This window comes from Streptomyces sp. NPDC053513 (assembly GCF_044544765.1).
Lineage (GTDB): Bacteria > Actinomycetota > Actinomycetes > Streptomycetales > Streptomycetaceae > Streptomyces > Streptomyces litmocidini.
Window position 1 is genome coordinate 36,328 of sequence record NZ_JBITXP010000024.1, and the last position, 25,664, is coordinate 61,991.

24 protein-coding genes and 1 riboswitch are annotated in these 25,664 nt (G+C 72.7%); of the genes, 13 read left to right on the plus strand and 11 right to left on the minus strand.

Translation table 11 applies throughout. The features are described from left to right. Nucleotides 1–426: 426 nt before the first annotated feature. The 3 genes from ACIGW4_RS30260 to ACIGW4_RS30270 all read right to left on the minus strand — a co-directional run bounded on the left by ACIGW4_RS30260 (nucleotide 427) and on the right by ACIGW4_RS30270 (nucleotide 2,458). A complete protein-coding gene (locus tag ACIGW4_RS30260; RefSeq protein ID WP_123451424.1) occupies nucleotides 427–813 on the minus strand; it encodes a DUF3040 domain-containing protein in 387 nt (128 codons plus the stop codon). A 271-nt stretch (nucleotides 814–1,084) separates the two neighbouring features. After that, complete coding sequence (locus ACIGW4_RS30265) at nucleotides 1,085–1,873, minus strand: methyltransferase domain-containing protein (protein WP_399584137.1); 789 nt, start codon at nucleotides 1,871–1,873, stop codon at nucleotides 1,085–1,087. A gap of 66 nt (nucleotides 1,874–1,939) precedes the next feature. Beyond that, nucleotides 1,940–2,458 (minus strand): SAV_6107 family HEPN domain-containing protein, encoded by a 519-nt coding sequence (locus ACIGW4_RS30270; RefSeq protein WP_398712701.1) that lies wholly within the window; start codon nucleotides 2,456–2,458, stop codon nucleotides 1,940–1,942. Between the two features lie 147 nt (nucleotides 2,459–2,605). Here ACIGW4_RS30270 and ACIGW4_RS30275 point away from each other — a divergent pair, with 147 nt between their 5' ends. From ACIGW4_RS30275 to ACIGW4_RS30295, 5 genes are all read left to right on the plus strand, one after another. Continuing rightward, entirely contained in the window at nucleotides 2,606–3,478 is an 873-nt protein-coding gene (locus ACIGW4_RS30275) for an ATP-binding cassette domain-containing protein (protein ID WP_398712703.1), read from the plus strand. Then, on the plus strand, nucleotides 3,450–5,582 hold the full coding sequence (locus tag ACIGW4_RS30280) for a YhgE/Pip family protein (RefSeq protein ID WP_398712705.1): 2,133 nt from the start codon (nucleotides 3,450–3,452) through the stop codon (nucleotides 5,580–5,582). Before ACIGW4_RS30275 ends, ACIGW4_RS30280 begins: the two co-directional genes overlap by 29 nt. A gap of 19 nt (nucleotides 5,583–5,601) precedes the next feature. Then, nucleotides 5,602–6,210: a TetR/AcrR family transcriptional regulator gene (locus ACIGW4_RS30285; RefSeq protein ID WP_399584142.1), complete on the plus strand. Its 609-nt coding sequence runs from the start codon at nucleotides 5,602–5,604 to the stop codon at nucleotides 6,208–6,210. Between the two features lie 322 nt (nucleotides 6,211–6,532). After that, nucleotides 6,533–7,180, plus strand: a complete 648-nt coding sequence (locus ACIGW4_RS30290) for a DUF4126 domain-containing protein (protein ID WP_123451435.1) — start codon at nucleotides 6,533–6,535, stop codon at nucleotides 7,178–7,180. Between the two features lie 54 nt (nucleotides 7,181–7,234). Next, complete coding sequence (locus tag ACIGW4_RS30295; protein ID WP_399584144.1) at nucleotides 7,235–8,644, plus strand: phytoene desaturase family protein; 1,410 nt, start codon at nucleotides 7,235–7,237, stop codon at nucleotides 8,642–8,644. A 178-nt stretch (nucleotides 8,645–8,822) separates the two neighbouring features. Here ACIGW4_RS30295 and ACIGW4_RS30300 read toward each other — a convergent pair whose 3' ends face one another. From ACIGW4_RS30300 to ACIGW4_RS30320, 5 genes are all read right to left on the minus strand, one after another. Further along, the gene (locus ACIGW4_RS30300) at nucleotides 8,823–9,650 is read right to left on the minus strand and encodes a hypothetical protein (RefSeq protein ID WP_398713596.1); all 828 of its coding nucleotides are present in this window, start codon (nucleotides 9,648–9,650) and stop codon (nucleotides 8,823–8,825) included. 54 nt (nucleotides 9,651–9,704) lie between these two features. Then, the gene (gene metF, locus ACIGW4_RS30305; RefSeq protein WP_123451441.1) at nucleotides 9,705–10,622 is read right to left on the minus strand and encodes a methylenetetrahydrofolate reductase [NAD(P)H]; all 918 of its coding nucleotides are present in this window, start codon (nucleotides 10,620–10,622) and stop codon (nucleotides 9,705–9,707) included. Between the two features lie 180 nt (nucleotides 10,623–10,802). Beyond that, on the minus strand, nucleotides 10,803–11,456 hold the full coding sequence (thiE, locus tag ACIGW4_RS30310; protein ID WP_123451443.1) for a thiamine phosphate synthase: 654 nt from the start codon (nucleotides 11,454–11,456) through the stop codon (nucleotides 10,803–10,805). A gap of 92 nt (nucleotides 11,457–11,548) precedes the next feature. Beyond that, nucleotides 11,549–11,923: an Rv2175c family DNA-binding protein gene (locus ACIGW4_RS30315; protein WP_041128802.1), complete on the minus strand. Its 375-nt coding sequence runs from the start codon at nucleotides 11,921–11,923 to the stop codon at nucleotides 11,549–11,551. Nucleotides 11,924–11,966: 43 nt separating this feature from the next. Further along, the gene (locus tag ACIGW4_RS30320; RefSeq protein ID WP_398713655.1) at nucleotides 11,967–13,139 is read right to left on the minus strand and encodes an NAD(P)/FAD-dependent oxidoreductase; all 1,173 of its coding nucleotides are present in this window, start codon (nucleotides 13,137–13,139) and stop codon (nucleotides 11,967–11,969) included. A gap of 133 nt (nucleotides 13,140–13,272) precedes the next feature. Then, a riboswitch (TPP riboswitch) is annotated at nucleotides 13,273–13,386 on the plus strand. On the opposite strand from ACIGW4_RS30320, the gene thiO reads away from it, so the two are divergent. The 6 genes from thiO (at nucleotide 13,384) to ACIGW4_RS30350 (ending at nucleotide 19,604) form a co-directional block, all read left to right on the plus strand. Continuing rightward, nucleotides 13,384–14,598 (plus strand): glycine oxidase ThiO, encoded by a 1,215-nt coding sequence (thiO, locus tag ACIGW4_RS30325; RefSeq protein WP_359592167.1) that lies wholly within the window; start codon nucleotides 13,384–13,386, stop codon nucleotides 14,596–14,598. It overlaps the preceding riboswitch by 3 nt. Further along, on the plus strand, nucleotides 14,595–14,795 hold the full coding sequence (thiS, locus tag ACIGW4_RS30330; RefSeq protein WP_123451447.1) for a sulfur carrier protein ThiS: 201 nt from the start codon (nucleotides 14,595–14,597) through the stop codon (nucleotides 14,793–14,795). The genes thiO and thiS overlap by 4 nt, the downstream gene beginning before the upstream one ends. 5 nt (nucleotides 14,796–14,800) lie before the next feature. Further along, nucleotides 14,801–15,595, plus strand: a complete 795-nt coding sequence (locus ACIGW4_RS30335; RefSeq protein WP_123451449.1) for a thiazole synthase — start codon at nucleotides 14,801–14,803, stop codon at nucleotides 15,593–15,595. A 562-nt stretch (nucleotides 15,596–16,157) separates the two neighbouring features. Beyond that, the gene (gene pknB, locus ACIGW4_RS30340; protein ID WP_399584150.1) at nucleotides 16,158–18,050 is read left to right on the plus strand and encodes a Stk1 family PASTA domain-containing Ser/Thr kinase; all 1,893 of its coding nucleotides are present in this window, start codon (nucleotides 16,158–16,160) and stop codon (nucleotides 18,048–18,050) included. Between the two features lie 6 nt (nucleotides 18,051–18,056). Then, nucleotides 18,057–18,917, plus strand: coding sequence for a deoxyribonuclease IV (locus ACIGW4_RS30345; RefSeq protein ID WP_123451451.1), 861 nt, complete (start codon nucleotides 18,057–18,059; stop codon nucleotides 18,915–18,917). Nucleotides 18,918–19,001: 84 nt separating this feature from the next. Continuing rightward, nucleotides 19,002–19,604 (plus strand): DUF4396 domain-containing protein, encoded by a 603-nt coding sequence (locus tag ACIGW4_RS30350; protein ID WP_399584154.1) that lies wholly within the window; start codon nucleotides 19,002–19,004, stop codon nucleotides 19,602–19,604. Nucleotides 19,605–19,636: 32 nt separating this feature from the next. On the opposite strand, the gene ACIGW4_RS30355 is transcribed toward ACIGW4_RS30350, so the two are convergent. After that, complete coding sequence (locus tag ACIGW4_RS30355) at nucleotides 19,637–20,293, minus strand: sulfite oxidase-like oxidoreductase (protein ID WP_123451455.1); 657 nt, start codon at nucleotides 20,291–20,293, stop codon at nucleotides 19,637–19,639. 178 nt (nucleotides 20,294–20,471) lie between these two features. Here ACIGW4_RS30355 and bfr point away from each other — a divergent pair, with 178 nt between their 5' ends. Continuing rightward, complete coding sequence (gene bfr, locus ACIGW4_RS30360) at nucleotides 20,472–20,948, plus strand: bacterioferritin (protein ID WP_123451457.1); 477 nt, start codon at nucleotides 20,472–20,474, stop codon at nucleotides 20,946–20,948. Nucleotides 20,949–20,955: 7 nt separating this feature from the next. Here bfr and ACIGW4_RS30365 read toward each other — a convergent pair whose 3' ends face one another. Beyond that, nucleotides 20,956–21,201, minus strand: a complete 246-nt coding sequence (locus ACIGW4_RS30365; RefSeq protein ID WP_123451459.1) for a bacterioferritin-associated ferredoxin — start codon at nucleotides 21,199–21,201, stop codon at nucleotides 20,956–20,958. A gap of 121 nt (nucleotides 21,202–21,322) precedes the next feature. Then, complete coding sequence (locus tag ACIGW4_RS30370) at nucleotides 21,323–22,675, minus strand: class II 3-deoxy-7-phosphoheptulonate synthase (protein WP_123451461.1); 1,353 nt, start codon at nucleotides 22,673–22,675, stop codon at nucleotides 21,323–21,325. 181 nt (nucleotides 22,676–22,856) lie between these two features. Between ACIGW4_RS30370 and ACIGW4_RS30375 the strand changes: the two genes are divergently transcribed. After that, the gene (locus ACIGW4_RS30375) at nucleotides 22,857–25,646 is read left to right on the plus strand and encodes an N-acetylmuramoyl-L-alanine amidase (RefSeq protein WP_399584159.1); all 2,790 of its coding nucleotides are present in this window, start codon (nucleotides 22,857–22,859) and stop codon (nucleotides 25,644–25,646) included. Nucleotides 25,647–25,664: the final 18 nt, after the last annotated feature.

The window sequence follows — 25,664 nt, forward strand, 5'->3', positions numbered from 1 at the left end:
GCCGGTGCGGTGCCCCGCCCACCCTCGTTGTGGGCAGTCGTTCCGCTGGGGCGGAACGGGTGGGCACAACGGACCCGCGCCCTGCCGGCGCCCGAGGCTGTGGTGCCTGGACCCGCACCCCGTGCACAGCGCACCGGTGGTGCGGGTCCAGGCGCGGGACGCGGAGGCGCCGCTAAGGGCGCCGTCCCGTGTGCCCACCCGGGTGCGAGCCCCGCACGGGCAGGGGCACCGCCCACCCGGGTGCGGGCTCCGCGCGGGTGGCGTCCGGTAGGCGCGGGTCCGTGCGGTGGGGCGGCGCTCAGGCAGGTGCAGCGGGCGAGGGTGCAGGGCTCGGGGATAAGGGCGAGCCCCGCAGGGGGGCGCCGCGGGGGCGCCGGCCTACGGGGCTCGGTCGGTTTCGGGGGCGGGGCTACCGCTCGGACGCCGTCAGTGGCCGCCACCCTGCTCATCACGGCGGCGCTGCCACCGCGCTTCGATCCGGTCCATCATGGAGCGTCGCTGCCGAGCCGGACGGCCCGCGGCCGCCCGCTGCTCACCCGGCTTCGGCGCCTTGCGCCATCCGGTGACCGCCAGGACCGCGCAGCCCAGCATGACGAGGAATCCCACCACGCTGATCCAGATCTGCTGTGCGACCATTCCGGCCATGAGGAGCGCGATACCCACCAGGAAGCCGGCGACTGCCTGGTAGACCCGTCGCCGGGTGTACGTACGCAGTCCGCTTCCCTCGAGCGCTGTCGCGAACTTGGGATCTTCGGCGTACAGCGCTCGCTCCATCTGCTCGAGCATTCGCTGCTCGTGCTCCGAGAGCGGCACGGAGTCCTCCTAGTCGTCGGTCGCGGGGGCGACCGGTTTGCGGCCCTTTCAGGATAGGCAGGGAATCGCCCCCGTGAAACCCGCCCTCAATGCCGAATAGCCAATCCGGGCCGCCATGCGGATCGGTTGCTGAGGCGTTGATTCCCCAGCCCCTTCTCCGTCATGCCGGATGGTGTCCCCCGATCATACGGGGCGGAGCCCCTCATCGGGCGGGCTGTGGCGTACTCCATGGAGCGCCGGGCTCGCACCGCCGAACGGGTGGGCGTTCGGATCAGGCCCGCTTCTCGCCGAGAAGGTGCAGCTGGGTGGCGATGGCGCGGAAGGAGGGCAGCTCCGCCGCGGCCGCCTCCAGCCTGAGCAGGGCCTCGGCGGCACCGGGCTCGGTGTCGACGAGGGCGCCGGGGACCAGGTCGGCGAAGACCCGGACGCCGTGCACGGCGCCGACCTCCAGCCCGGCCTCGGCGGCGAGCTCGGTGAGCTGCTCGGCGGTGAAGCGCCGGGGCACGGGGTCGCCGGCGCCCCAGCGGCCGGCGGGGTCGTCGAGCGCGTGCCGGGCCTCGGTGAAGTGGCCGGCGAGGGCGCGGGCGAGGACGGCGCCGCCGACCCCGGCGGCGAGCAGGCTGAGGCTGCCGCCGGGGCGGAGCGCGGCGACGGCGTTCCGCAGGCCTTCGGCGGGGTCGTCGACGTACTCCAGGACGCCGTGGCAGAGCACCGTGTCGTACGCGTCGCGCTCGACGACGTCGAAGAGGCCCTTGATGTCGCCCTGGACGCCGGTGACGAGGTCGGCGACGCCGGCCTCGGCGGCCCGGCGCTCCAGCGCGAAGAGCGCGTTGGGGCTGGGGTCGACGACGGTGACCCGGTGGCCGAGGCGGGCCACCGGCACCGCGAAGTTCCCGGAGCCGCCGCCCGTGTCGAGGACGTCGAGACCGTCCTTCCCGGTCGCCTCGACCCGGCGGTCCAGGGCCTCTTTGAGGACGTCCCAGACGACGGCGGTACGCAGGGAGGCGCGCGACGGACGGGACGACGCCTCTCGACCGAAGACAGGGGAAGGGTCCGGCACGGTTCTTGACTCCTCGGTGGCGGGTACGGACGCCCCCACCCTATGGCCTCGCCCCCGCCTCCCGGATCATCCTCCGTTCTCGTCGGCCCCGGTCCGGCGGGGCGGCACGGGGTGGAGCGAGAGCAGCCGCTCGACCAGGCGCAGGAAGTGCGCGGCGTCCCTGAGCAGGTCGTCGGCCTCGCGCCGGGTGGCCGCGGTGCTGATGCCGGCCTCGGCGCGGGCCCGGCGCTGGGCGCCGGCGGCGAAGAGGGCGCTCCACTCGGTCAGCTCGGGGGCGAGGCCGGGGAGGAGCTCCCAGGTGCTCCTTATCGGCTGCCGGTGGCGGGGGCGGGTGTCGGGCCTGGCCCGGGCGGCGAGCACGGCGGCCGCGGCGCGGAGGGCGGCGAGGTGGGCGGTGGCGTACCGCTCGTGGGGGCGGTCGAGGGCGGCGGCCTCGGCGAGTCCGGCGCGGGACTTGGCGAGGAGGTCGAGGGCGGCGGGCGGGGCGGCGGAGCGGCGCGGGACGGGGTGGATGTCGGATGCGGGTCCCGTCTCCCCGGGGGCGGGTCGGCGGCGGGGCGCGGCTGCTGCGGAAGGGCCGGCCATGTCGAGCCTCCTGTCGTCGCGTGACGGCGCTGTGGCCGTATGTGTTCATCGTGTCGCGCCCCACTGACAATCGCGCTGACCTGGGGTTTTGCCTGAAACCCAACTCGGGGGTAACTTTTGAACTGACTGGTCAGTTCAAAAAGGGGAATGGGGGGTGAGTCCGTGGGCACGGAAACCGAGGAGCAGCCGCACGGCGCCGCCGTCGTCGCGGACGGCTTCGGACTGAAGGGACCGCGCGGCTGGGCCTTCCGGCAGGTCTCCTTCCGCGCCGAGCCCGGCGCGCTGGTGGCCATCGAGGGGCCCTCGGGCTCCGGGCGCACCTGTCTGCTGCTCGCGCTCACCGGCCGGATGAAGGCCGGGGAGGGCCACGCCGAGGTCGGCGGACTCCCCCTGCCCCGCAAGATGGCCGCCGTGCGCCGGATCAGCGCGCTCGGCCAGGTCCCGGGCGTCAACGAGCTCGACCCCGCCTTCACGGTCGCCGAGCACCTGCGCGAGCGGGCCCTGCTCCAGCGCCGCTACGACGGTTCCGTACGGGCCCTCCTGCGCCGCCCCGCCGAGCGGGCCGCGACGTCCCGGGCCCGGATCGAGGAGGCCGTGGCGGCCGCGGGGCTGGACCTCGCCGCCCTGCCGAAGGGCGAGCGGACCTCCGTACGGGACCTGGAGCGGCTGGAGGCGCTGCGGCTCTCGATCGCCCTCGCCCTGATCGGCCGTCCCCGGCTGCTCGCCGTGGACGACACGGACCTGAAGCTCTCGGACGCCGACCGCGCCGAGGCCTGGGCGCTGCTGCGCTCCCTGGCCGCCGCCGGGACCACGGTCCTCGCCGTCTGCAGCGAGGCCCCCGAGGACGCCCTGCGCATCACGACGGTCTCCGGCGCGACCGGCGCCGACCCGGCCACCGACACCGGCCCGGCCACCGACGCCGACCCGGCCGCCGTCGGGGAGACGGCCGCCGACGACACCACTGACGCCACGACCGAGGAGGGGGCGGACGATGCGCTCGCCGAAACTGGCCGCGCTTGAGCTGAAGCGCTTCGGCAGGGGAAAGCTGCCGCGCGCCGCACTCGTCGCGATCCTGCTGCTGCCCCTGCTGTACGGCGCCCTGTACCTGTACTCGTTCTGGGACCCGTACAGCAGGCTCGACAAGATCCCCGTCGCCCTCGTCAACGAGGACCGGGGCGCCACCGCCGGCGGGAAGGAGATCCACGCCGGCGACGACATCACCGAGGGGCTCCTGAAGAGCAAGACCTTCGAGTGGCACCGGGTGAGCGACGCCGAGGCACGCGCGGGCCTGGAGGACGGCACGTACTACCTGTCCCTGACCATGCCCGGCGACTTCAGCAGCCGCATCGCCTCCAGCTCCGGCGACTCCCCCGAGACCGGCGCGCTCCGGGTCCGGACGAACGACGCCAACAACTACATCGTCGGCTCGATCTCCCGGACCGTCTTCGCCGAGGTGCGCAGCGCGGCCTCCACGAAGTCCTCGCGCACCTTCCTCGACAAGATCTTCATCTCCTTCTCCGACATCCACGACGCCACCGAGAAGGCCGCCAAGGGCGCGGCCGACCTCAAGACGGGCGTGGACAAGGCGAAGAAGGGCTCCAAGAGCCTGTCGGACGGCCTCACGGACGCCAAGGCCGGCAGCGGCGACCTGGCCGCCGGCCTGAAGAAGCTCGACAAGGGCGCCAAGGACCTGGAGAACGGCTCCCGCAAGGTCGCGAACGGCACGCAGACCCTCGCCGACAAGGTGAACGGCACCGCCGACAAGGTCCGCCCGTACCTGGCGAACAACGGCAAGTCGATCCGCGACACCGCCCGGCTCGTCTCCGACTCCGCCGCGGCCGTCCAGCACAACCTGGACGACCTGGTCAGGCGGGCGCCCCTGGTCCGCGCCGCCGCGCACCGGGCGGACGACGACCTCGCCAGGCTGCACCGCGAGCTGTGCGTGAACGCCCCCGCCACCCCCGTCACCGTCCCCGGCGCGACTCCCGGCACCGCTCCCGCCCTCGGCCCCGAGGGCTGCGAGAAGCTCAGGAAGGCCTCGGTCTCCGCCGACGACGTCGCCACCATCGCCGACGACGTGCACGAGCTCACCAAGGACGACGCCGACGACCTGAAGACCCTGGACGCCCGCCTCACCAAGCTCCGGAAGCAGGCCGACGAGCTGGCCGCCCGCGCCCCGCACCTCGACGAGGACGTCGAGAACGCCATCAAGAAGATCAACGAGCTCAACACGGGCGCGCAGAAGGTCGCGAAGGGCGCGGACCGGCTGCACACCGGCATCTCCGAGGCGAAGGCCGGCTCGGTCAGCCTCGACACCGGCGTCGGCAGGCTCAAGAAGGGCGCGGGCGCCCTCGACGGCGGTCTGTTCAAGCTGGCCGACGGCTCGGGCACCCTCGCCACCGGCCTCAAGGACGGGGTCGACCAGATCCCCGACTACGACAAGCAGGACCGCGACCGGCGCACGGAGGTCATGGCCGACCCGGTGAAGCTGGCCTCGCAGTCCCTGCACAAGGCGCCGAACTACGGCACGGGCTTCGCCCCGTACTTCATCCCGCTCTCCCTCTGGGTCGGCGCGATGGTCGCGTACATGATCATCCAGCCGCTGAACCGGCGCGCCCTCGCCGCCGGCGGCTCCGCCTGGCGGATCGCGCTGGCGGGCTGGCTCCCGGTGGCGGCCATCGGCGTCCTCCAGGTCGCGGCCCTCATGTCGGTCCTGCACTGGGGCCTCGGCCTCCAGATGGCCAGGGCCGCCGGCACGATCGGCTTCCTCGCCCTCGTCACCTGCTGCTTCGCCGCGATCATCCAGTGGCTCAACGCCCGCTTCGGCGCGGCGGGCCGGATCCTGGTGCTCGCGTTCCTGATGCTCCAGCTGACCTCGGCGGGCGGCACGTATCCCGTCCAGACCAGCCCGGCCTTCTTCAACGCCGTCCACCCGTTCCTGCCGATGAGCTACGTGGTCGAGGCGCTGCGCCGGCTGATCACCGGCGGCGGGCTCGGACCGGTCTGGCAGGCCTGCGCGGTCCTGGCCGCCTTCACCGTGGGCGCCCTGGCCCTGACCGCCCTCTCGGCGCGCAAGAAGCAGGTGTGGACGCTCGACCGGCTCCACCCCGAACTGTCGCTCTGAACCTGTGAGAATCGACGCCATGGACAGCAGCAGCACCCGACGCCAGGCCACGCGCACGAAGCTCTACGAGGCGGCGGTCACCCTCATCGCGGAACAGGGTTTCTCCGCGACGACGGTGGACGAGATCGCCGAGCGGGCCGGCGTCGCCAAGGGCACGGTCTACTACAACTTCAAGAGCAAGACCGAGCTCTTCGAGGAGCTGCTGCGCCACGGCGTGTCGCTGCTCGCCGCCTCCCTGCGCGCGGCGGCCGAGGAGACCGCCGGGCGCGGCGGGAGCCGGGTCGACGCGCTGGACGCGATGATCCGCGCGGGCCTCGTCTTCATCGACCGCTACCCGGCCTTCACCCAGCTGTACGTGGCCGAGCTCTGGCGCACCGGACGCGCCTGGAACTCCACGCTCCTGGTGGTCCGTCAGGAAGCCGTCGCGGTGGTCGAGAACGTGCTGCGGGAGGGCGTGGCGGACGGGGAGCTGAGCGACGAGATCGACGTCCAGCTGACGGCGTCCGCCCTGGTCGGGATGGTCCTCGTGGCCGCCCTGGACTGGCAGGCCTTCCAGAGCGAGCGGTCGCTCGACGACGTGCACGCGGCGCTCTCCCGCCTGCTGCACGGCCGCGTCGGGGGCCGCTGACACCGACCGCCGACCACCGACACCGACCGCCACGCGCGCGTGGCCGTGGAAAGGGCCGGTGCAAAAGGCCGGTGCGGCGAGGCCGGGCAAAAGGCCGGTGCGGTGAGGCTCGATCCCCCCGAGCCTCGCCGCACCGGCCTTCCTTTCGCCCCCCCGTGCCGGCGGGTGCACGGCCCCGTTCCGCAGCCCCGTGCCGGCGGTACCGGAGCCGCGCCCCTTCCGTGGACCCCACTCTCTCCTCCGGGCGTCCCCGGCCCCATCCGCACACCTACTCATCTCGCCCCCTAGGTACGGGTACTCAGTCCTGGTTACGATCGCGGGCGTGTCCGTACTCCCCCTGGTGTTCACCAGCGGCTGGGCGAGCGGGATCAACGCGTACGCGGTGGTCCTGCTGTTCGGCGTCTTCGGCGCGACCGGGCTGACCGACGAGGTGCCCGCGTCCTTGCAGCGCACCGATGTCCTCGTCGCGGCGGGCGTGCTGTTCCTGTGCGAGGCGGTGGCGGACAAGATTCCGTACGTCGACTCGATATGGGACTCCGTCCACACGGTGATCCGGCCGATCGCGGGCGCCGTGGTCGGCGCCCTGCTCGCCGGGCAGAACGGCTCGCTGCCGGAGCTGGCGGCCGGCGCGGTCGGCGGTTCGACGGCCTTGCTCAGCCACTTCGTCAAGGCGGGGACGAGGATGGCGGTCAACACCTCGCCCGAGCCGTTCTCGAACATCGCGCTGAGCCTGGCGGAGGACCTCGGGGTGGCGGCGATCGTCACCTTCGCGGTCTTCCATCCGGTGGCGGCGTCGGTCGTCGCGGGCGTCCTGCTCCTGGCGGGCCTGGCGATACTGGTCTTCCTGGCCAAGCAGATCCGCCGCGGCTGGCGGCGCTGGTCGCAGCGGCGGGAGGAGAGACGGCTCGCGGCCCCGGTGGCGCGGCCCCGGGCCCAGGGCCCGCCGGACGACGGGTCCGACCACTTCTGACCGTGCCCGACCGGGCCTCCGCCACCGTCCCGGGTGCCCCATAGACTCGCCCGCATGGCACGGATTGTGGTGATCGGCGCGGGACTCGGCGCCATGGCGGCGGCGGCCCGACTGGCGGTCGCCGGACACACGGTGACGGTCCACGAGAAGACGTCGACGTACGGCGGCGCGGTCGGCCGCTTCGAGCGCGACGGCTTCGCCTTCGACACCGGTCCGGGGCTGCTGCACCTGCCGGCCGTCTACCGGGACCTGTTCGTGAAGACCGGCAAGGAGCCGCTGGAGGAGTGCGTCTCGCTGACGCAGGTCGATCCGGCGGCCCGTCACGTCTTCGCCGACGGCACCCGCGTCGACCTGCCGAACGCCTCCCGGGCCGGCACGGTCTCCGCCCTGGACGCCGCGCTCGGCGCGGGCGCGGGCGAGCGCTGGGGCGACTTCCTGACGCGGGCCCGCGAGGCCTGGGACCGGACCCGGCGCCCGCTCCTGGAGGAGCCGCAGCCGGCCGACCCGGCGCCGCTGTCCCGTGAGCCGTACCCGGCCCTGAAGGCGGGTCTGCTGCGGCGCCCGACGACGACCCTCGCCCAGGTGGGGGCGCGGGAGCTGCGCGACCCCCGGCTCGCGGCCCTCCTCGACGCGTACGCGTGGTCGTACGGCTTCGACCCGGCGACCGCCCCGGCCTCGGCCGCCGTCCTGCCGTACATGGAGCAGACCTTCGGCAGCTGGTACGTGGGCGGGGGCCTGCGGGCGCTCGCCGACGCGGTGTACGAGCGGTGCCGGAAGCGACGGGTGGAGTTCGTGTTCGACACGGCGGTCGAGGACGTCCTGGAGAAGGACGGCCGGGCGGCCGGCGTCCGGCTGGCCGGCGGCGGGACCGTCGAGGCCGACCACGTGGTCTCCGGGGCACCGGTGCCGGCGCTCCACCACAACCAGGACGTGCCCCGTCACCAGGCGGTCGGCACGAGCCGGATGACGGTCTGTCTGGCCCTGCGCGGCCCCCGGGAGGCGGACGCGGTCCACCGGACCGTCGTGCACGCGGAGGGCGGGCGGCCCACCGTGACCGTGCTGCGGCCGGACGACCCGGCGCTGCACCCGGACGGCGCGTACGAGTCGGTGACGGTCACGGCGACCGTCCGCACCTCTTCCGACGAGGACCGGGAGGTCTTCGCCGACCTGATGGTCGAGGCGGCCGGTCGGGCGGTCCCGGGGCTCGCGGAGCGGCTGCTGTGGCGGCACGTCCGCACCCCGGAGGACGTCCGGCGGGACACGGGCGCCGCCGAGGTGCCCGGGCCGGCCCTCGCCGGGGCGGGCGGTCGGCTCCTGCCGGCCGCCAACCGCTCCCCGCTGCCGGGCCTGTACTTCGCGGGCGGCTGGTCGCACCCGGGCGGCGGACTCGCCCACGCGGGCATGTCGGGCGCGCTGGTGGCCGGGCTCATCGTGGAGGGCGCGGACTTCCGCGGCTCCCGGTAGTCCCGGCGGGCCCCTAGGGCCTGTCTGACAATTCGCGTCGGATCAGGCCGGGTCGTCCGGTGCGTGCGATCGGCGTGCGGCCGGGGCGCCCTCGTAGCGGAGCTACTTGGGCGTTTCGGCCGTGCGGCGAGCGTGCGTGCCGGGCGGGCCGGACCCGACGGGAATTGTCAGACAGGCCCTAGTAGCGGTACTGCTGCTGGTCGTCCGGGTGCGGCTGCTCGTAGCCGTACGGGGGCTGCTGCGGGGCGTGGTCGGTGTCGCGCTGCTGCGGGACCCAGACGCCGCCGGGCGGGGTGTCGTAGGTGTACGAGGGGGCGTAGGGGTCGGTGTAGTACGGGGCGTACTGCTGGCTGTCCGTGCCCGGGCCGATGTACGGGTCGGAGTACGCGGCGTACTGCTGCGGGCCGGTGGCGGCGCCGTAGTCGTAGGCCGGCTGCTGCTCGTAGGAGGGCTGCTGGTAGGCGGACTGGTCGTACGCGGGCGCGTAGGGGTCGTACCCCGTCTGGTAGCCGGGGTCCGGCTGGTGGGCGGTGGTGTCGTAGACGCCGTACTGGCCGGTGTCCTCGGGCATCGGCTGCGGCTCGTAGACCGCCGTCGTCTCGGCGGCGGTCTCGGGCCGCGGGTCGTGGCCGTCCTCCGCGTCGTACGCGTCGTACGCGCCGTCCGCCGTGTCGTACGAGAGCTCGGTGACCTCCAGGGTGGGCCCGGCCCCGGCCGGCGCGGCGGCCTTGCGGCGACGGCTCGCGCCCGGGTTGCCGCCGATCGCCCAGCCGGTGGAGAAGCCGCGGCGGAAGGAGAGCGTCACATAGGTCTGGCCGACGGCGAAGGCCACGGCTCCGGCGATGATGACGAGCACCGAGGGCAGCAGGACGCCCAGGACCACGCAGAGGAAGCCGCCGAAGGCGAGCAGGCGCCAGCGCAGCCGCGCCTTGTACTGCAGGAGCACCTCCCCCAGCAGCCACAGCGCGACCACGCCGAACGCGATGTAGAGGACCGTCCACCCCATGCCCCGCCGCCCCTCTCCACGGTCACCGCCGCGGGTCGGGGCGGGTACGACCGGTCACGACTGCTGGTGCAGTCCGAGATTCTCGTAGATCTCGAGCGTCGCGGTGGAGCTGTTGAGCGTGATGAAGTGCAGTCCGGGGACACCCTCGGAGAGCAGACGTGCGCAGAACTCCGTCGCGAACTCGATACCGATGGAGCGTACAGCGGCGGGATCGTCCTTGACGGCGAGGATGCGCTCTTTCACGTCCGGGGGGAAGACGGCGTTGCTCAGCTGGGGCAGCCGGTCGAGCGTCTTCACGTTCACCACGGGCATGACCTCGGGGATGATCGGGGTCTCGCAGCCCGCCTTCGTCACGCTGTCGCGCAGCCGCAGGTAGTTCTCGGGGTCGAAGAACATCTGGGTGATCGCGTAGTCGGCGCCCGCGCGGCACTTGTCCACGAAGTGCCGGATGTCCGTGTCCCAGTCCGTGGACCGGGGGTGCATCTCCGGGAAGGCGGCGACGCCGACGCAGAAGTCTCCCGACTCCTTGATCAGCCGGACGAGCTCCGCGGCGTACTTCACGCCCTCCGGGTGCTCGATCCACTCGCCCAGCGGGTCGCCCGGCGGGTCGCCCCGGACGGCGAGCATGTTGCGGATGCCCGCGTCGGCGTACTGGCCGAGGATGTTCCGCAGCTCGGCGACGGAGTGGTCGACGGCCGTCAGGTGGGCGACGGGGGTGAGCGTGGTGTCGGAGGCGATCTTCTGGGTGGCCTTGACGGTGCCGCCGCGGGTGGAGCCGCCGGCGCCGTAGGTCACGGAGACGAAGCTGGGGCCGACCGCCTCGACCCGGCGCATGGCGTTCCAGAGGACCTGCTCGCCCTTCTCGGTGCGGGGCGCGTAGAACTCGAAGGAGTACGACGTGTCACCGGCAGCGAGGATCTCGCGGACCGTGCGTGCACGGTCCGAGCGGACGGAAGCGGTACCAAGGGCCATACCGGCAGGTTAGACGCGGTCCAGGGAACCGCGTACACCCCGTCCGAGTGGTGGACACCTTTTCGGACAGCTGTCGGACGGAGATCGGACGGAGGTCGGACAGCTGTCGTACGGAGGTCGGAGGGAGATCGGGCGGAGATCGGACGGGGCCGGGCGCGCCGGCCCCCGCGGGTGTGCCCCTCAGGCCCCGGCGCGCTCGCGGACGCGCTTGGCGAGGGCGGCCGTCGCGGCGGCCGGGTCGGCGGCCTCGGTGATGGCGCGGACGACGACGATCCGGCGGGCTCCCGCGTCCAGGACCTCGTCGAGGTTGGTCTCGTCGATGCCGCCGATGGCGAACCAGGGCCGGTCCTGGGCCAGCTCCGCCGCGTACCGCACGAGGCCGAGCCCCGGCGCGTACCGTCCGGGCTTGGTGGGGGTGGGCCAGCAGGGGCCGGTGCAGAAGTAGTCCACGCCCGGTTCTGCGGCGGCCGCGGCCACCTCGCTCTCGGCGTGGCAGGAGCGGCCGATCAGCACCTCGTCGCCGAGGATCGCGCGGGCCGCGGGGACGGGCAGGTCGCCCTGGCCGAGGTGGAGGACGTCGGAGCCGATGGCGTGGGCGACGTCCGCCCGGTCGTTCACCGCGAGGAGCCTGCCGTGCCGTCGGGCGGCGTCGGCGAAGACGGCGAGGTGCTCCAGCTCCTCACCGGCCTCCATGCCCTTGTCGCGGAGCTGCACGATGTCCACGCCGGAGGAGAGCACGGCGTCGAGGAAGTCCGGCAGGTCGCCCTGGCGCTTCCGGGCGTCGGTGCACAGGTAGAGCCGGGCGTCGGCGAGCCGCTCACGAGGCGTGGACATGGGTGGGTTCCCCCCGTCGGGTGGTGCCGGTGCCGGGCCGGCCTCGATCAGCCGGCCCGGCACCCGCGGTGGTGTCTTCGGTGGTGCGTGCGTCAGACAGCGAGCGCCTGGGCGCGGCGCTTCACCTCCGTGCCGCGATTCTCACTCAGGGCCTGCGCGGGGGTGCCGGGCAGGGTCGGGTCCGGAGTGAAGAGCCACTCCAGCATCTCTTCGTCGGTGAAGCCGTCGTCCCGCAGGAGCGTCAGGGTGCCGACGAGGCCCTTGACGATCTTGTCGCCGTCGATGAAGGCAGCGGGCACCTGGAGGATCTTCTCGCCGGGGCGCACTTCGCGGCGGACGGCGATGAGCTGGCCCTCCTTGACCAGCTGCCGCACGCGCGTCACCTCGATGTCGAGCGCCTCCGCGATGTCGGGGAGGAAGAGCCAGGCGGGGACGAGAGCATCGGTCTTTGCGTCAATCTCGGTCACAGGACAAGCCTGCCATCCCGGACTGACAGCCGGTAGCCGGGCCCTACCGGGCTGCCGCCTTCAGGGGGACAGACGGGTCCGCGGCGCGCTCGGGGTCGACGGGCACGGCGGCCTCGATCAGCTTGCGGCCCTGGGCCAGGTCGCGGGGGCGGCCGACCGCGAGGAGGGCCACCGGCACGCCGGCGCGCAGCCACAGCACGGACCAGGCCTCGTCGGCCGGGTCGCCGCGCCACAGCAGCTCGTCGGCGTCCGCGTGGTGTCCCGCGTACTGGACGAAGCGGCCGAACTGCTCGGACCAGAAGTACGGCACCGGGTCGTACGGCACGTCGGCGGTGCCGGTGATCGCCGCGGCGACCGCGCGGGGGCCCTGGAGCGCGTTGTCCCAGTGGTGGACGAGGAGCCGCTCGCCGTAGCGGGCGGAGGGGAAGGAGGCGCAGTCGCCGACGGCGTACACGTCGGGCAGGGAGGTGCGCAGCCGGTCGTCGGCGGTGACGGCGCCGCTCGGGTCGAGGGCGATGCCGGAGCCGGCGAGCCAGTCGGTGGCGGGGCGGGCGCCGATGCCGACGACGACGGCTTCGGCGGGCAGTTCGCGCCCGTCGGCGAGGACGACGCGGCCGGGCGCGCCGGGCTCGACGGTGTCCACGCGCGCGTGGGTGAGGAGTTCGGCGCCGTTCGCCCCGTACCACTCGGCCATGGGGGCGGCGACCTCGGCGGGCAGCGCTCCCGCGAGGGGGCGGTCGGCGGCCTCGACGACGGTGACGGCGCAGCCCGCCTCGCGCGCGGCGGTGGCGAACTCGGCGCCGATCCAGCCGGCGCCGACGACCACGACGGAGTGGCGGCGTTCCAGGACGGGTCCGAGGCGCACGGCGTCGTCGAGGGTGCGCAGCAGGTGGACGCCGGGGACGCCCTCGGTGCCGGGCAGGGTGAGGGGATGGGCGCCGGTGGCGACGACCAGGGTGTCGTACGCGACGGGTCCGGCCTCGGTGTCGATCTCGTGGTCGGCGGCGCGCAGTCCGGTGACGTCCAGGCCGAGCCGGAGTTCGATGCCGAGGTCCTCGAAGTCGATCTCGAAGGCGGAGTCCTCGGCCTTGCCGAGGAGGATCGCCTTGGAGAGCGGCGGCCGGTCGTAGGGCTGGTGGGGTTCGGCCCCGATGAGGGTCAGGGGGCCGGTGAAGCCCTGCTCGCGCAGGGCGACGGCGGTCTGGACGCCCGCCATTCCGGCGCCGACGATCACGACGTGCTGCTGGGCCTGCTTCTGCTCGCTCACCCGACCACCTTACGCATCTGACGAACCGTCAGGAAGGGAGGGGTCTGTGGCCCCCCGGAGACGCGGGCTAGTCTGGCGGGCGTAAAGCACTCGCGGGAGCCCGGACGCACCGGGCTGAGAGGGAGGCTGGGACGGCCTCCGACCGTACGAACCTGATCCGGGTCATGCCGGCGAAGGGAGGGGCTGGACGCCCATGCGTTCTTCCGATGTCCACGCGTCCGACATCCACGTGTCCGACGCCCACGTGACCGACGTCCTCGCGACCGACGTCCTCGTGGTCGGGGGCGGCATCATCGGCCTGGTCACGGCCTGGCGGGCCGCGCAGCGCGGACTGCGCACCGCCGTCGTCGACCCGGACCCGGGCGGCGGGGCCGCGCGGGTCGCGGCCGGCATGCTCGCCGCCGTCACCGAACTCCACTACGGCGAGGAGACCCTGCTCGGGCTCAACCTCGCCTCCGCCGCGCGCTACCCCGCGTTCGTCGCCGAACTGGAGGAGGCCGCCGGCCACGACGTCGGCTACCGCGCCTGCGGCACCCTCGCCGTCGCCCTCGACGCCGACGACCGCGCCCACATGCGCGAACTGCACGCCCTGCAGACCCGCTGCGGGCTCGTCTCCGAATGGCTCAGCGGCCGCGAGTGCCGCCGGCTCGAACCCATGCTGGCGCCCGGCGTCCGGGGCGGGCTGCGGGTCGACGGCGACCACCAGGTCGACCCGCGCCGGCTGGCCGCCGCGCTCCTGCGCGCCTGCGAACGGGCCGGAGTCCTCTTCCACCGGACCCTCGTGGAGCGGCTCACGGTCGTGCGGGACCGGGCCCGCGGCGCCGTGCTCGCCGACGGCCGGGAGCTGACGGCCGACCAGGTCGTCCTCGCCGCGGGCAGCCTCAGCGGGCGGCTCGCGGGCGTGCCCGAGGAGGTGCTGCCGCCGGTCCGCCCCGTCAAGGGCCAGGTCCTCCGGCTGCGGGTGCCGCCCGCGTACGCGCCCTTCCTCTCCCGCACCGTCCGCGCCGTCGTCCGCGGCAGCCACGTCTACCTGGTGCCCCGCGAGAACGGCGAGCTCGTCGTCGGCGCCACCAGCGAGGAGCTCGGCTGGGACACCACGGTGACGGCGGGCGGGGTGTACGAGCTGCTGCGCGACGCCCACGAGCTCGTCCCGGGCATCACCGAACTGCCGCTCACCGAGACGCGGGCCGGACTGCGCCCCGGCTCCCCCGACAACGCGCCGCTGCTCGGCCCCACCGACCTGCCCGGCCTGCACCTGGCCACCGGCCACTACCGCAACGGGGTGCTGCTCACCCCCGTCACCGGCGACGCCATGGCCGAGGCGCTCACCACCGGCACCCTCCCCGACGAGGCGCGCCCCTTCACCCCCCGACGTCTCTCCCCCGTACGACAGGAGCAGCCCGCATGAACGTGTCCGTGAACGGAGAGCCGCGCGAGCTCTCCGGCCCCCTCTCCCTGGACGCCCTCGTGGCGACCCTGACCACGGCCCCCTCGGGCGTCGCGGCGGCGCTCAACGAGACGGTCGTGCCGCGCGGCGAGTGGGCCACGACGCTGCTCGGCGACGGCGACCGGGTGGAAGTCCTCACGGCAGTGCAGGGAGGCTGACCCCGATGTCCGACGACGTCTTCACCCTCGGCGGCACGGAGTTCTCCTCCCGCCTCATCATGGGCACCGGCGGCGCCCCCAGCCTCGACGTCCTGGAACGCTCCCTCTCCGCCAGCGGTACGGAACTGACGACGGTCGCCATGCGGCGCCTGGACCCGACGGTCCAGGGCTCGGTCCTCTCCGTCCTGGAACGCCTCGGCATCCGGGTCCTGCCGAACACGGCGGGCTGCTACACGGCGGGCGAGGCCGTCCTCACCGCCCGGCTCGCCCGGGAGGCGCTCGGCACGAACTGGATCAAGCTGGAGGTGGTGGCGGACGAGCGGACCCTCCTCCCCGACGGGGAGGAGCTCCTCGCCGCGGCCGAGACCCTCGTCGACGACGGCTTCGTCGTCCTCCCCTACACCAACGACGACCCCGTCCTCGCCCGGAAGCTGGAGGACGTGGGCTGCGCGGCGATCATGCCGCTCGGCTCCCCCATCGGCTCCGGGCTCGGCATCCGCAACCCGCACAACTTCCAGCTGATCGTCGAACGGGCCGAGGTCCCGGTGATCCTCGACGCCGGCGCGGGAACGGCCTCGGACGTGGCGCTCGCGATGGAACTGGGGTGCGCGGCGGTGATGCTGGCGTCGGCGGTGACGCGGGCGCAGGAGCCGGTGCTGATGGCCGCGGCGATGCGGCACGCGGTCTCGGCGGGGCGGCTGGCCTTCCGGGCGGGCCGGATCCCCCGCCGCCACTTCGCCACGGCGTCCTCTCCTGCGGAGGGCCGCGCCGCCTTGGACCCGGAACGCCCCGCGTTCTGACACCGCCGCACCACCGCGGACGCCGCCCCGCTGCGACGGCGCCCCGGCCCACCCCGTTGTGGGCAGTCGTTCCGCTGGGGCGGAACGGGTGGGCACAACGGACCCGCGCCCTGCCGGCGCCAGAGGCTGTCGCGCCTGAACCCGCACCCCAGGTGCACCCGGCTCGTGGTGCGGGTTCAGGCGCGGGATGCGGAGGCGCCGCTGGAGGGCGCCGTCCCGTGTGCCCACCCGTCCCGCCCCAGCGGGACGATTGCCCACACGGGCGGGTGGGCGAGGGCACCGCCCCAGCGGGCGCGGCCCGCACGGGCAGGGGGCAACGCCCCGCAGGGCGCGGGCCCCACACGGGCAGGGGGAGCCGCCCCCGCAGGCGCGGGCCCACGTGGGCAGGGGTGGCGGAAGGGCACCGCCCCGGTGGGCGCGCCCGCGCGGGCGAGGGCGGGCCGTCCAGCCGGGCCCGGGCCCGCGCGGGGGGCGGCGGCCAGGGCCCGGGTGCGTCACAGGTGCGCTGCAGTCGGGGGCCGAAGGCGCAGCCCCCCACCCCCCGGCTCGTAGACTCGTCGCCGTGGACACGACCCTTCAGGACCCCCTCGTCGGGCGGCTGCTCGACGGCCGCTACCGCGTCGACGCGCGCATCGCCGTCGGCGGCATGGCCACCGTCTACCGGGCCGTCGACACCCGCCTCGACCGCGTCCTCGCCCTCAAGGTGATGCACCCGGCCCTCGCCGCCGACGCCGCCTTCGTCGAGCGGTTCATCCGCGAGGCGAAGTCCGTGGCCCGGCTCGCGCACCCGAACGTCGTCGGGGTCTTCGACCAGGGCGCCGAGGGCGCGTACGTCTACCTGGCGATGGAGTACGTCGCCGGCTGCACCCTCCGTGACGTCCTACGCGAGCGCGGCGCCCTCTCGCCCCGTGCCGCGCTCGACATCCTGGAGCCGGTGCTCGCCGCGCTGGGCGCCGCGCACCGGGCGGGTTTCGTACACCGGGACATGAAGCCGGAGAACGTCCTGATAGGGGACGACGGCCGGGTGAAGGTCGCCGACTTCGGTCTCGTGCGGGCCGTGGGCTCGGCGACGGCCACGACCGGCGCGGTCCTCGGCACGGTCTCGTACCTCGCGCCGGAGCAGATCGAGCACGGCACCGCCGACACCCGCGCCGACGTGTACGCCTGCGGTGTCGTCCTCTACGAGATGCTGACCGGCGGCAAGCCGCACTCCGGCGACACCCCGGCCCAGGTGCTCTACCAGCACCTGAACACCGACGTGCCCGCCCCCTCGGCCGCCGTCCCGGGGCTCGCCCCGGAGCTGGACGACCTGGTCGCGTCGGCCACGGCCCGCGACCCCGAGCTCCGCCCGCACGACGCGGTCGCCCTGCTCGCCCTGCTCCGCGAGGCCCGCGCCGGGCTCGGCGACGAGCAGCTGGACGCGGTGCCTCCGCTCGCGCGGTCCGAGGCCCGGGACACCGCCGAGGACCGGACGAGCGTGATCGCCCGTCCCGTACCCGCGGAGAGCGGCGTCCTGCACACCAACCGGCTGCCCGCCCCGGAGGCGCCCCCCGCCGCCCGCCGCCGGCCCCCGCGCGGTCCCCTTCTCGTCGTCGCCGCCGTCCTGCTCGCCCTCGGCCTGGGCGCCGGCGTCTGGTACATCGGCTCCGGCCAGTTCACCCGGGTCCCCGCCGTCCTCGGCCAGTCCGAGGCCGCCGCGACGAAGCGCCTCGCCGACGCCGGCCTGGAGGTCGGCACCACGAAGCGCGCCTTCAGCGACGTGTACGAGCGCGGCACGGTCATGGCCGTCGACCCGGCCCCCGGGGAGCGCGTCCGGGGCAACGGCACGGTCACCCTCACGCTCTCCCGCGGCCCGGAGGTCGTGAAGGTGCCCAACCTCAAGGGCAAGCCGCTCGCGGAGGCCAAGCGCCTCCTGGAGCAGGAGGGCCTGGCGCCCGGGGTGACCACCCAGGAGTTCAGCGACTCGGTCGCGCAGGGCTCCGTGATCGGTTCCGACCCCGAGCCCGGCACCGAGCGCAGCCCCGACTCGGCCGTCGCCCTGGTGGTCAGCAAGGGTTCCCCGGTCGACGTGCCCGACGTCAGCGGCGAGACCGTCGCCGACGCCACGGCCGCCCTCCAGGAGGAGGGGCTCACCGTCCGGGTCGCCCCGGAGCGGATCAACTCCCCCGAGGAGGCCGGCACCGTCGCGGCCCAGTCCCTCGCCGGGGGCAGCCGCGCCGCGGAGGGCGACGTCATCACCCTCACCGTCTCCAAGGGTCCGAAGCGGGTCGAGGTCCCGGACGTGACGGGGCAGTCGACCGCGGACGCGCGTGCGACCCTGGAGGACGCGGGCTTCGAGGTGGAGGTCAAGAAGTCCTTCCCCTACCTGGGCGACACGGTCGCGGGCCAGTCCGTGGAGGGCGGCGAGACCGCGCCCGAGGGCTCCACCATCACCATCACGATCAAGGGACTCTAGAAACCCATGCGCAACCCCGTCGGCGGCCACGTCCCCGTGGCCGGTGGCCTCGCCACGGTCGGCCTCGGCTACGCCCGTGAACTCGGCGCCGAGACCGTGCAGGTCTTCGTGGCCAATCCGCGCGGCTGGGCGACCCCGGTCGGCAACCCGGCCCAGGACGAGCGCTTCCGGGCCGAGTGCGAGGCCGAGTCGATCTCGGCGTGGGTGCACGCCCCGTACCTGATCAACTTCGGCTCCCACACCGAGGCCACGGTGGAGAAGTCGGTGGAGTCGCTGCGGCACTCGCTGCGCCGGGGCCGGGAGATCGGCGCCAAGGGCGTGGTGGTGCACACCGGCTCGGCGACCGGCGGCCGGCCGCGCGAGGTGGCCCTCGCCCAGGTGCGGGAGCGGATGCTGCCGCTCCTCGACGAGCTGACGCACGAGGACGATCCGGACCTGCTCCTGGAGTCGACGGCGGGCCAGGGCTTCTCGCTCTGCTCGCGGACCTGGGACTTCGGTCCGTACTTCGACGCGCTCGACCACCACCCGAAGCTGGGCGTCTGCCTCGACACCTGCCACATCTTCGCGGCCGGCCACGACCTGGCGGGCCCGCACGGGGCGGCACAGACGCTGGACCTGCTGGTGGGCACGGTCGGCGAGGGGCGGCTGAAGCTGATCCACGCCAACGACTCGAAGGACGTCGTGGGCGCGCACAAGGACCGGCACGCGAACATCGGGGCCGGCCACATCGGCGAGGAGGCCTTCGGGGAACTCCTGCGCCACCCGGCCACCGAGAACGTGCCGCTGGTCATCGAGACCCCGGGCGGCAAGGAGGGCCACGTCGCCGACGTCGAGCTCCTGAAGAAGCTCCGCGAGCGGCGAGGTTGATCGTCTCCTCTTGAGGAATACCCTAGGGGGGTATACGGTTCCTGACGATGGCAGGAACCGTACACGAGGTTGGGGGCACCTCTCATGGAACACGAAGCACACGCACATCACGGGCACGAAGGCCATGAAGGTCACGAGGGCCACCACGGTCACCAGGGCCATGGAGGTCACGAGGGCCACGCCGGTCACGCCGAGCACGGCAACCACGCCCACCACTCCGACCACGCCGGCCACCACACCCCCGGCGGCACCGTCTCCTGGTCCATGGCCGCCCAGGCCACCCTGCACTGCCTCACCGGCTGCGCCATCGGCGAGATCCTCGGCATGATCATCGGCACCGCGTTCGGCTGGGGCAACCTGCCGACCATGGTCCTCGCGATCGTCCTGGCCTTCTTCTTCGGCTACGCGCTCACCCTGCGCGGCATCCTGAAGGCCGGCGTCGACTTCGGGACGGCCTTCAAGGTCGCCCTCGCCGCCGACACCCTCTCCATCGCCGTCATGGAGATCATCGACAACGGCGTCATCGCCCTCTGGCCCGGCGCCATGGACGCGCACCTCGACGAGCCGCTCTTCTGGATCGTGCTCGCGATCTCGCTCGGCGTCGCCTTCGTGCTGACCACGCCGGTCAACAAGTGGATGATCGGCCGCGGCAAGGGCCACGCGGTGGTCCACCAGTACCACCACTGACCGCACCACCCGCCACGGACGGTCCGGAGCCGCTACAGCTCCGGGCCGTCTCCCGGTTCCTCCTGGTACGAGTAGCGCTGCTCCGTCCACGGGTCGCCGAGGTTGTGGTAGCCGCGCTCCTCCCAGAAGCCCCGGCGGTCGGCCGCCATGTACTCCACGCCCCGGACCCACTTGGGCCCCTTCCAGGCGTACAGGTGCGGGACGACGAGCCGCAGCGGGAAGCCGTGCTCGGCGGTGAGCAGCTCCCCGTCCTTGTGGGTGGCGAAGATCGTGCCGTCCGCGGCGAAGTCGGCGAGCCGCATGTTGGCGCTGTATCCGTACTCGGCCCAGACCATCACGTGCGTCACGTGGGGCGCGGGCGGAGCGAGCTCCAGGACCGTGCGGGCGGGGACACCGCCCCATTCGGCCCCGAGCATGCTGAACTTCGTGACGCAGTGCAGATCGGCCACGACCGTGGAGAACGGGAGGGCCGAGAACTCCTCGTGGTTCCAGCACCGCTTGTCGCCGTCGGCGGTCGCCCCGAAGACGCGGAACTCCCAGCGGTCCGGCTTGAACTTGGGTACGGGTCCGTAGTGGGTGACCGGCCAGCCGCGCTGCAGCCGCTGCCCCGGGGGCAGATCCGGCGGAGAGTCCGGCGAACGATCCGGCTGACCCGCTTCCCGGTGTACTCCGCTCTCCGGCTGACCCATGTCATCCATGGTGACAGACCGCGAGGGGTGGTCATGACCAGGCGACCATCCGGGCGGCGCGATTCGGGCAACTACGACTAAGCCTGCACTTACTGGACGCCCCCCATTCGGGGTGCGAGGATGCCGCCATACCGGCTGGTGACGGCATGGACACGTACCGTGGAAGGATCCTGAAGCGATGCAGGGCGACCCCGAGGTCCTCGAGTTCCTCAACGAGCAGCTGACCGGCGAGCTGACGGCCATCAACCAGTACTGGCTGCACTACCGCATCCAGGACAACAAGGGGTGGACGAAGCTCGCCAAGTACACCCGCGAAGAGTCCATCGACGAGATGAAGCACGCGGACAAGCTGACCGAGCGCATCCTGATGCTCGACGGCCTGCCCAACTACCAGCGGCTCTTCCACGTGCGGGTCGGCCAGACGATCACCGAGATGTTCCAGGCGGACCGCCAGGTCGAGGTGGAGGCGATCGACCGCCTCAGGCGCGGGATCGAGGTCATGCGCGCCAAGGGGGACGTCACGTCCGCCAACCTCTTCGAGGAGATCCTGGCCGACGAGGAGCACCACATCGACTACCTGGACACGCAGCTGGAGCTGATCGAGTCCCTGGGTGAGGCGCTGTACGTCTCGACGCTGATCGAGCAGCCCAGCTAGGGCCGCTCTAGGCGGCTTCCGACAGTTCGGTCACTTCCGCCGTCAGGGCGGGCACGCCCTGGTCCAGGAGCCCGCGTCGGGGGCAGCTGCCGCGTCCGAGGATGGCCTGGATACGACGGACGCAGGAACCGCAGTCCGTGCCGGCCTTGCAGGCCGAGGCTATCTGGCGGGGCGTGCACGCGCCCGCGTCCGCATGCTCCTTGACCTGCTTCTCCGTGACACCGAAGCATGAGCAGACGTACACGCGGTTCACCTCCCGCCGAGATCGTTAAGGCTAACCTAACCTTACCTGGCGACCCGGAACCCCAAAAGACCCGCATACGGAGATGGGGCCCGGATCACATGATCCGGGCCCCATCTCCGTAGGAACCTACTTACTGATCGCGGTACATCTCCGCCACCAGGAACGCCAGGTCGAGCGACTGGCTGCGGTTGAGCCGCGGGTCGCAGGCCGTCTCGTAGCGCTGGTGCAGGTCGTCGACGAAGATCTCGTCGCCGCCGCCCACGCACTCGGTGACGTCGTCACCGGTGAGCTCGACGTGGATGCCGCCCGGGTGGGTGCCCAGCGCCTTGTGGACCTCGAAGAAGCCCTTGACCTCGTCGAGCACGTCGTCGAAGCGGCGGGTCTTGTGGCCGGAGGCGGCCTCGAAGGTGTTGCCGTGCATCGGGTCGGTGACCCAGGCGACGACCGCACCGGAGGCGGTGACCTTCTCGACCAGCTCGGGGAGCTTGTCGCGGACCTTGTCGGCGCCCATGCGGACGATGAAGGTCAGCCGGCCCGGCTCGCGGTCCGGGTCGAGACGGTCGATGTACGTGAGCGCCTCGTCCACCGTGGTGGTCGGGCCGAGCTTGATGCCGATCGGGTTGGCGATCTGCGAGCAGAACTCGATGTGCGCGTGGTCCAGCTGGCGGGTGCGCTCACCGATCCAGACCATGTGGCCGGAGGTGTCGTACAGCTTGCCGGTGCGCGAGTCCGTACGGGTCAGGGCGCCCTCGTAGTCGAGCAGCAGCGCCTCGTGGGAGGCGTAGAACTCGACGGCCTTGAACTCGGCCGGGTCGGTGCCACAGGCCTTCATGAAGTTCAGGGCGTTGTCGATCTCGCGGGCGAGCGCCTCGTAGCGCTGGCCCGAGGGGGACGACTTCACGAAGTCCTGGTTCCAGGCGTGGACCTGGCGCAGGTCGGCGTAGCCACCGGTGGTGAAGGCGCGGACCAGGTTGAGCGTGGAGGCGGAGGCGTTGTACATCCGCTTCAGGCGCTCGGGGTCCGGGACGCGGGCCTTCTCGTTGAAGTCGAAGCCGTTGACGGAGTCGCCCCGGTAGGTGGGGAGCGTCACGCCGTCGCGGGTCTCGGTCCCCTTGGAACGGGGCTTCGAGTACTGGCCGGCGATGCGGCCGACCTTCACCACGGGCACGGAGGCCGCGTAGGTGAGGACGGCACTCATCTGGAGCAGCGTCTTGAGCTTGGCCCTGATGTGGTCGGCGGACACGGCGTCGAAGGCCTCGGCGCAGTCGCCGCCCTGGAGCAGGAACGCCTCGCCACGGGCGACGGCTCCCATCCGGGCGCGCAGCTGGTCGCACTCGCCGGCGAAGACGAGCGGAGGATACGACTCGAGGTCCGCGATCACATCGCGCAGAGCCTCGGCATCGGGGTACTCGGGCTGCTGCGCCGCGGGCAGGTCTCGCCAGGTCGCCTTGGCGACGGCGTGGGATTCAGCGTTCACGGTCACAAGCACCACAGTAAGGGGTTCTTCGTCCGGTCCTGTCCCTCTGCTCAATGGCTGAGACGCGCGCGCCCCGCGTCACACCCGGTGCCGCACCCGAAATGTCCGCCGAGGATCTTCGGGTCGTCGAGTGGTGCTACCCTGCGGCCCGTTTAACAAGAGCAAAGTCGAACTCACAGGGGTGGGCGTGACGCAGAGGCACCGCAGGGATCGCAAGAAGAAACGACTCTTGTACGGGGCGGCGGCCGCAGTCGTCGCCACCGCCACCATCGGCACCATCGCGGTCGCCTCGCCGGGTCTCCTCGGCGCGGCGGGCGACGGGAAGTCCGGAGGGGACCCTTCCCTCCAGTCGCAGTTCGCAAACGCGGCGCGCGAGTTCGATGTGCCGCAGAGCGTGCTGATGGCGGTGTCGTACCAGCAGACGCGCTGGGAGTCGCACGACGGCGAGCCGAGCACGACCGGCGCGTACAACGTCATGGGGTTGACGAAGGTCGACCCGGAGGACGTACAGCAGAAGGTCACCGACGAGCAGATCGAGCACTTCAACGGCTCGGGCCGCCCGGAGATCGAGAAGACCTTCGACCGCGCGAAGGTCCGGAGCGTCCTGGAGAAGGCCGTCGTCGACACCGACGACCCCCGCCTCCACACCCTGGACAAGGCCGCCGAGCTGATCGACAGCTCCACCGAGGCCGTCCAGAACGACACCGCCACCTCCATCCGGGCCGGCGCGGCGCTGCTCGCCGACTACCAGAAGCAGGCCGGCGCCGAGCTGTCCGACGACGCCGGCGACTGGTACCCGGCCGTGGCCCGGTACAGCCAGTCCCCCGAGAAGAAGGGCGCCGACCTCTTCGCGAAGCGCGTCTTCGACTCGATCAGGACCGGTGAGCAGGAGCTCACCCTCGACGGCGAGCAGGTGGCCCTGCCGGCCGATCCCACGGTCAAGCCGGTCAAGCCGTCGAACGTGCCGCTGGCCGCGTCCTTCGCGAGCACCACGGCCACGCCGACCGCGGACTGCCCCTCGGGTCTGAACTGCAACTTCGTGCCGGTCCGCACGGATCCCGCGAACCCCAACAAGCGCAACTACACCCTCGCCGACCGCCCCAACCAGGGCGTGGACATCCGCCAGATCGTCATCCACGACACCGAGGGCGGATACGACGGGTCGCTCGACGCCCTGACCAACCCGAACGTCCCGGGCAGCGCGCACTACCTGATCCGCGCCTCGGACGGTCTGGTCACCCAGATGCTCGAGAACAAGAACCTGGCGTGGCACGCGGGCAACTGGACCCACAACATGCACGCCATCGGCGTGGAGCACGAGGGCTTCGCCATCAAGGAGGGGAGCTGGTACACCGAGCCGCAGTACCGCTCCTCCGCGGCGCTGGTGAAGTACCTGGCGAACAAGTACGGCGTGCCGATCGACCGCGAGCACATCATCGGCCACGACGAGGTGGCGCTCCAGACGGACACCGGCGTCGCCAATCTCCACTGGGACGCGGGCCCGTACTGGGACTGGAACTACTACATGTCGCTCCTCGGCGCCCCGCAGGGCGACAAGGGCGCGGGCGGCCTCCTCAGGGCCGGCCAGGTGGTCCGGGTGGTCCCGCCGTTCACCACGGCGAACCAGCCGGCGCTGACCACCGGCGGCACGGCCGTCCCGGGCCGTCCGTCCAACTTCGGCTACCTGTACACGTCGCCCTCGACGAGCGCGACGACACTGAAGGACCCGTACTACACCTCGGGCTGGACCGAGGGCTCGAACTACGGCAACAAGGTCCGCGCCGGCGGCCTCTACGTCGTCGCCGAGGCCCAGAACGACTGGACGGCGATCTGGTACGCGGGCCAGAAGGCCTGGTTCCAGAACCCGGGCGGCCAGTACACCGTGCCGGTGTCCGGCGCCACGACCGTGAAGCTCAAGGCGGGTCTCGCCTCGACCAAGGTCTTCGGCCGCTCCTTCCCCGACACCGCCGCCTACACCGCGGCCGGTCTGGAAGCCCCGGGCGACGAGAACGCCCCCCTGTCGAAGTTCGACTTCCTCTCCGACCAGGCCTACGTGAAGGCCGGTCCGGCTGTGAAGGGCGACGACTGGTTCGGCTCCGCCCAGAAGAACGTCGTCGGCAACGTGCTCTTCGTGCCGATCCGCTTCCACCACAAGATCGTCTGGGTGAAGCAGGACGACATCGTGGAGGCGCCCGGCGCCGCCCCCGTCGCCACCACCAACCGCTACAACCTCCTCGCCCGCGACACCTCCGGCGTCCTCTGGCAGTACCAGGGCACCGGCAGCGCCACCAGCCCCTTCCTGGCGAAGTACAAGGTCGGCGGCGGCTGGCAGATCTACAACACCGTCACCCCGCTGACGGCGCTCCGCGCCGACGGCACCGGGGACGCCGTCGCCCGTGACACCTCCGGTGTGCTCTGGTACTACCAGGGCAGCGGCAACCCGTCCGCGCCGTTCAAGGCCCGGCTGAGGACCGGTGGCGGCTGGCAGATCTACGACCGGATCATCGGTGTCCGCGACCTCACCGGGGACTCCAAGCCGGACGTGATCGCCCGCGAGAAGTCGGGTGTCCTGTGGCTGTACAAGGGCACCGGCACCCCGGCGGTGCCGTTCGCCCCCCGGGTGAAGATCGGCACCGGCTGGCAGATCTACAACGACATCGTCAGCACCGGCGATCTGACCTCCGACGGCAAGGCCGACCTGATCGGCCGCGACAGCACCGGCGCCCTGTGGCTGTACAAGGGCACCGGCAGCGCCACCACCCCGTACGCCGCGCGCGTCAAGGTGGGCACCGGCTGGCAGATCTACAACAGCATCACCGGACCGAGCGACCTCACCGGTGACGGCAAGGTCGACTTCGTCGCCCGTGACGGCGCCGGCGCCCTGTGGCTGTACAAGGGCACGGGCAGCGCCACCGCTCCGTACGCCGCGCGCGTGCAGGTCGGTCCGGGCTGGCAGTCCTACAACCTGATCTTCTGATCCGATCAGGCCCCCGCG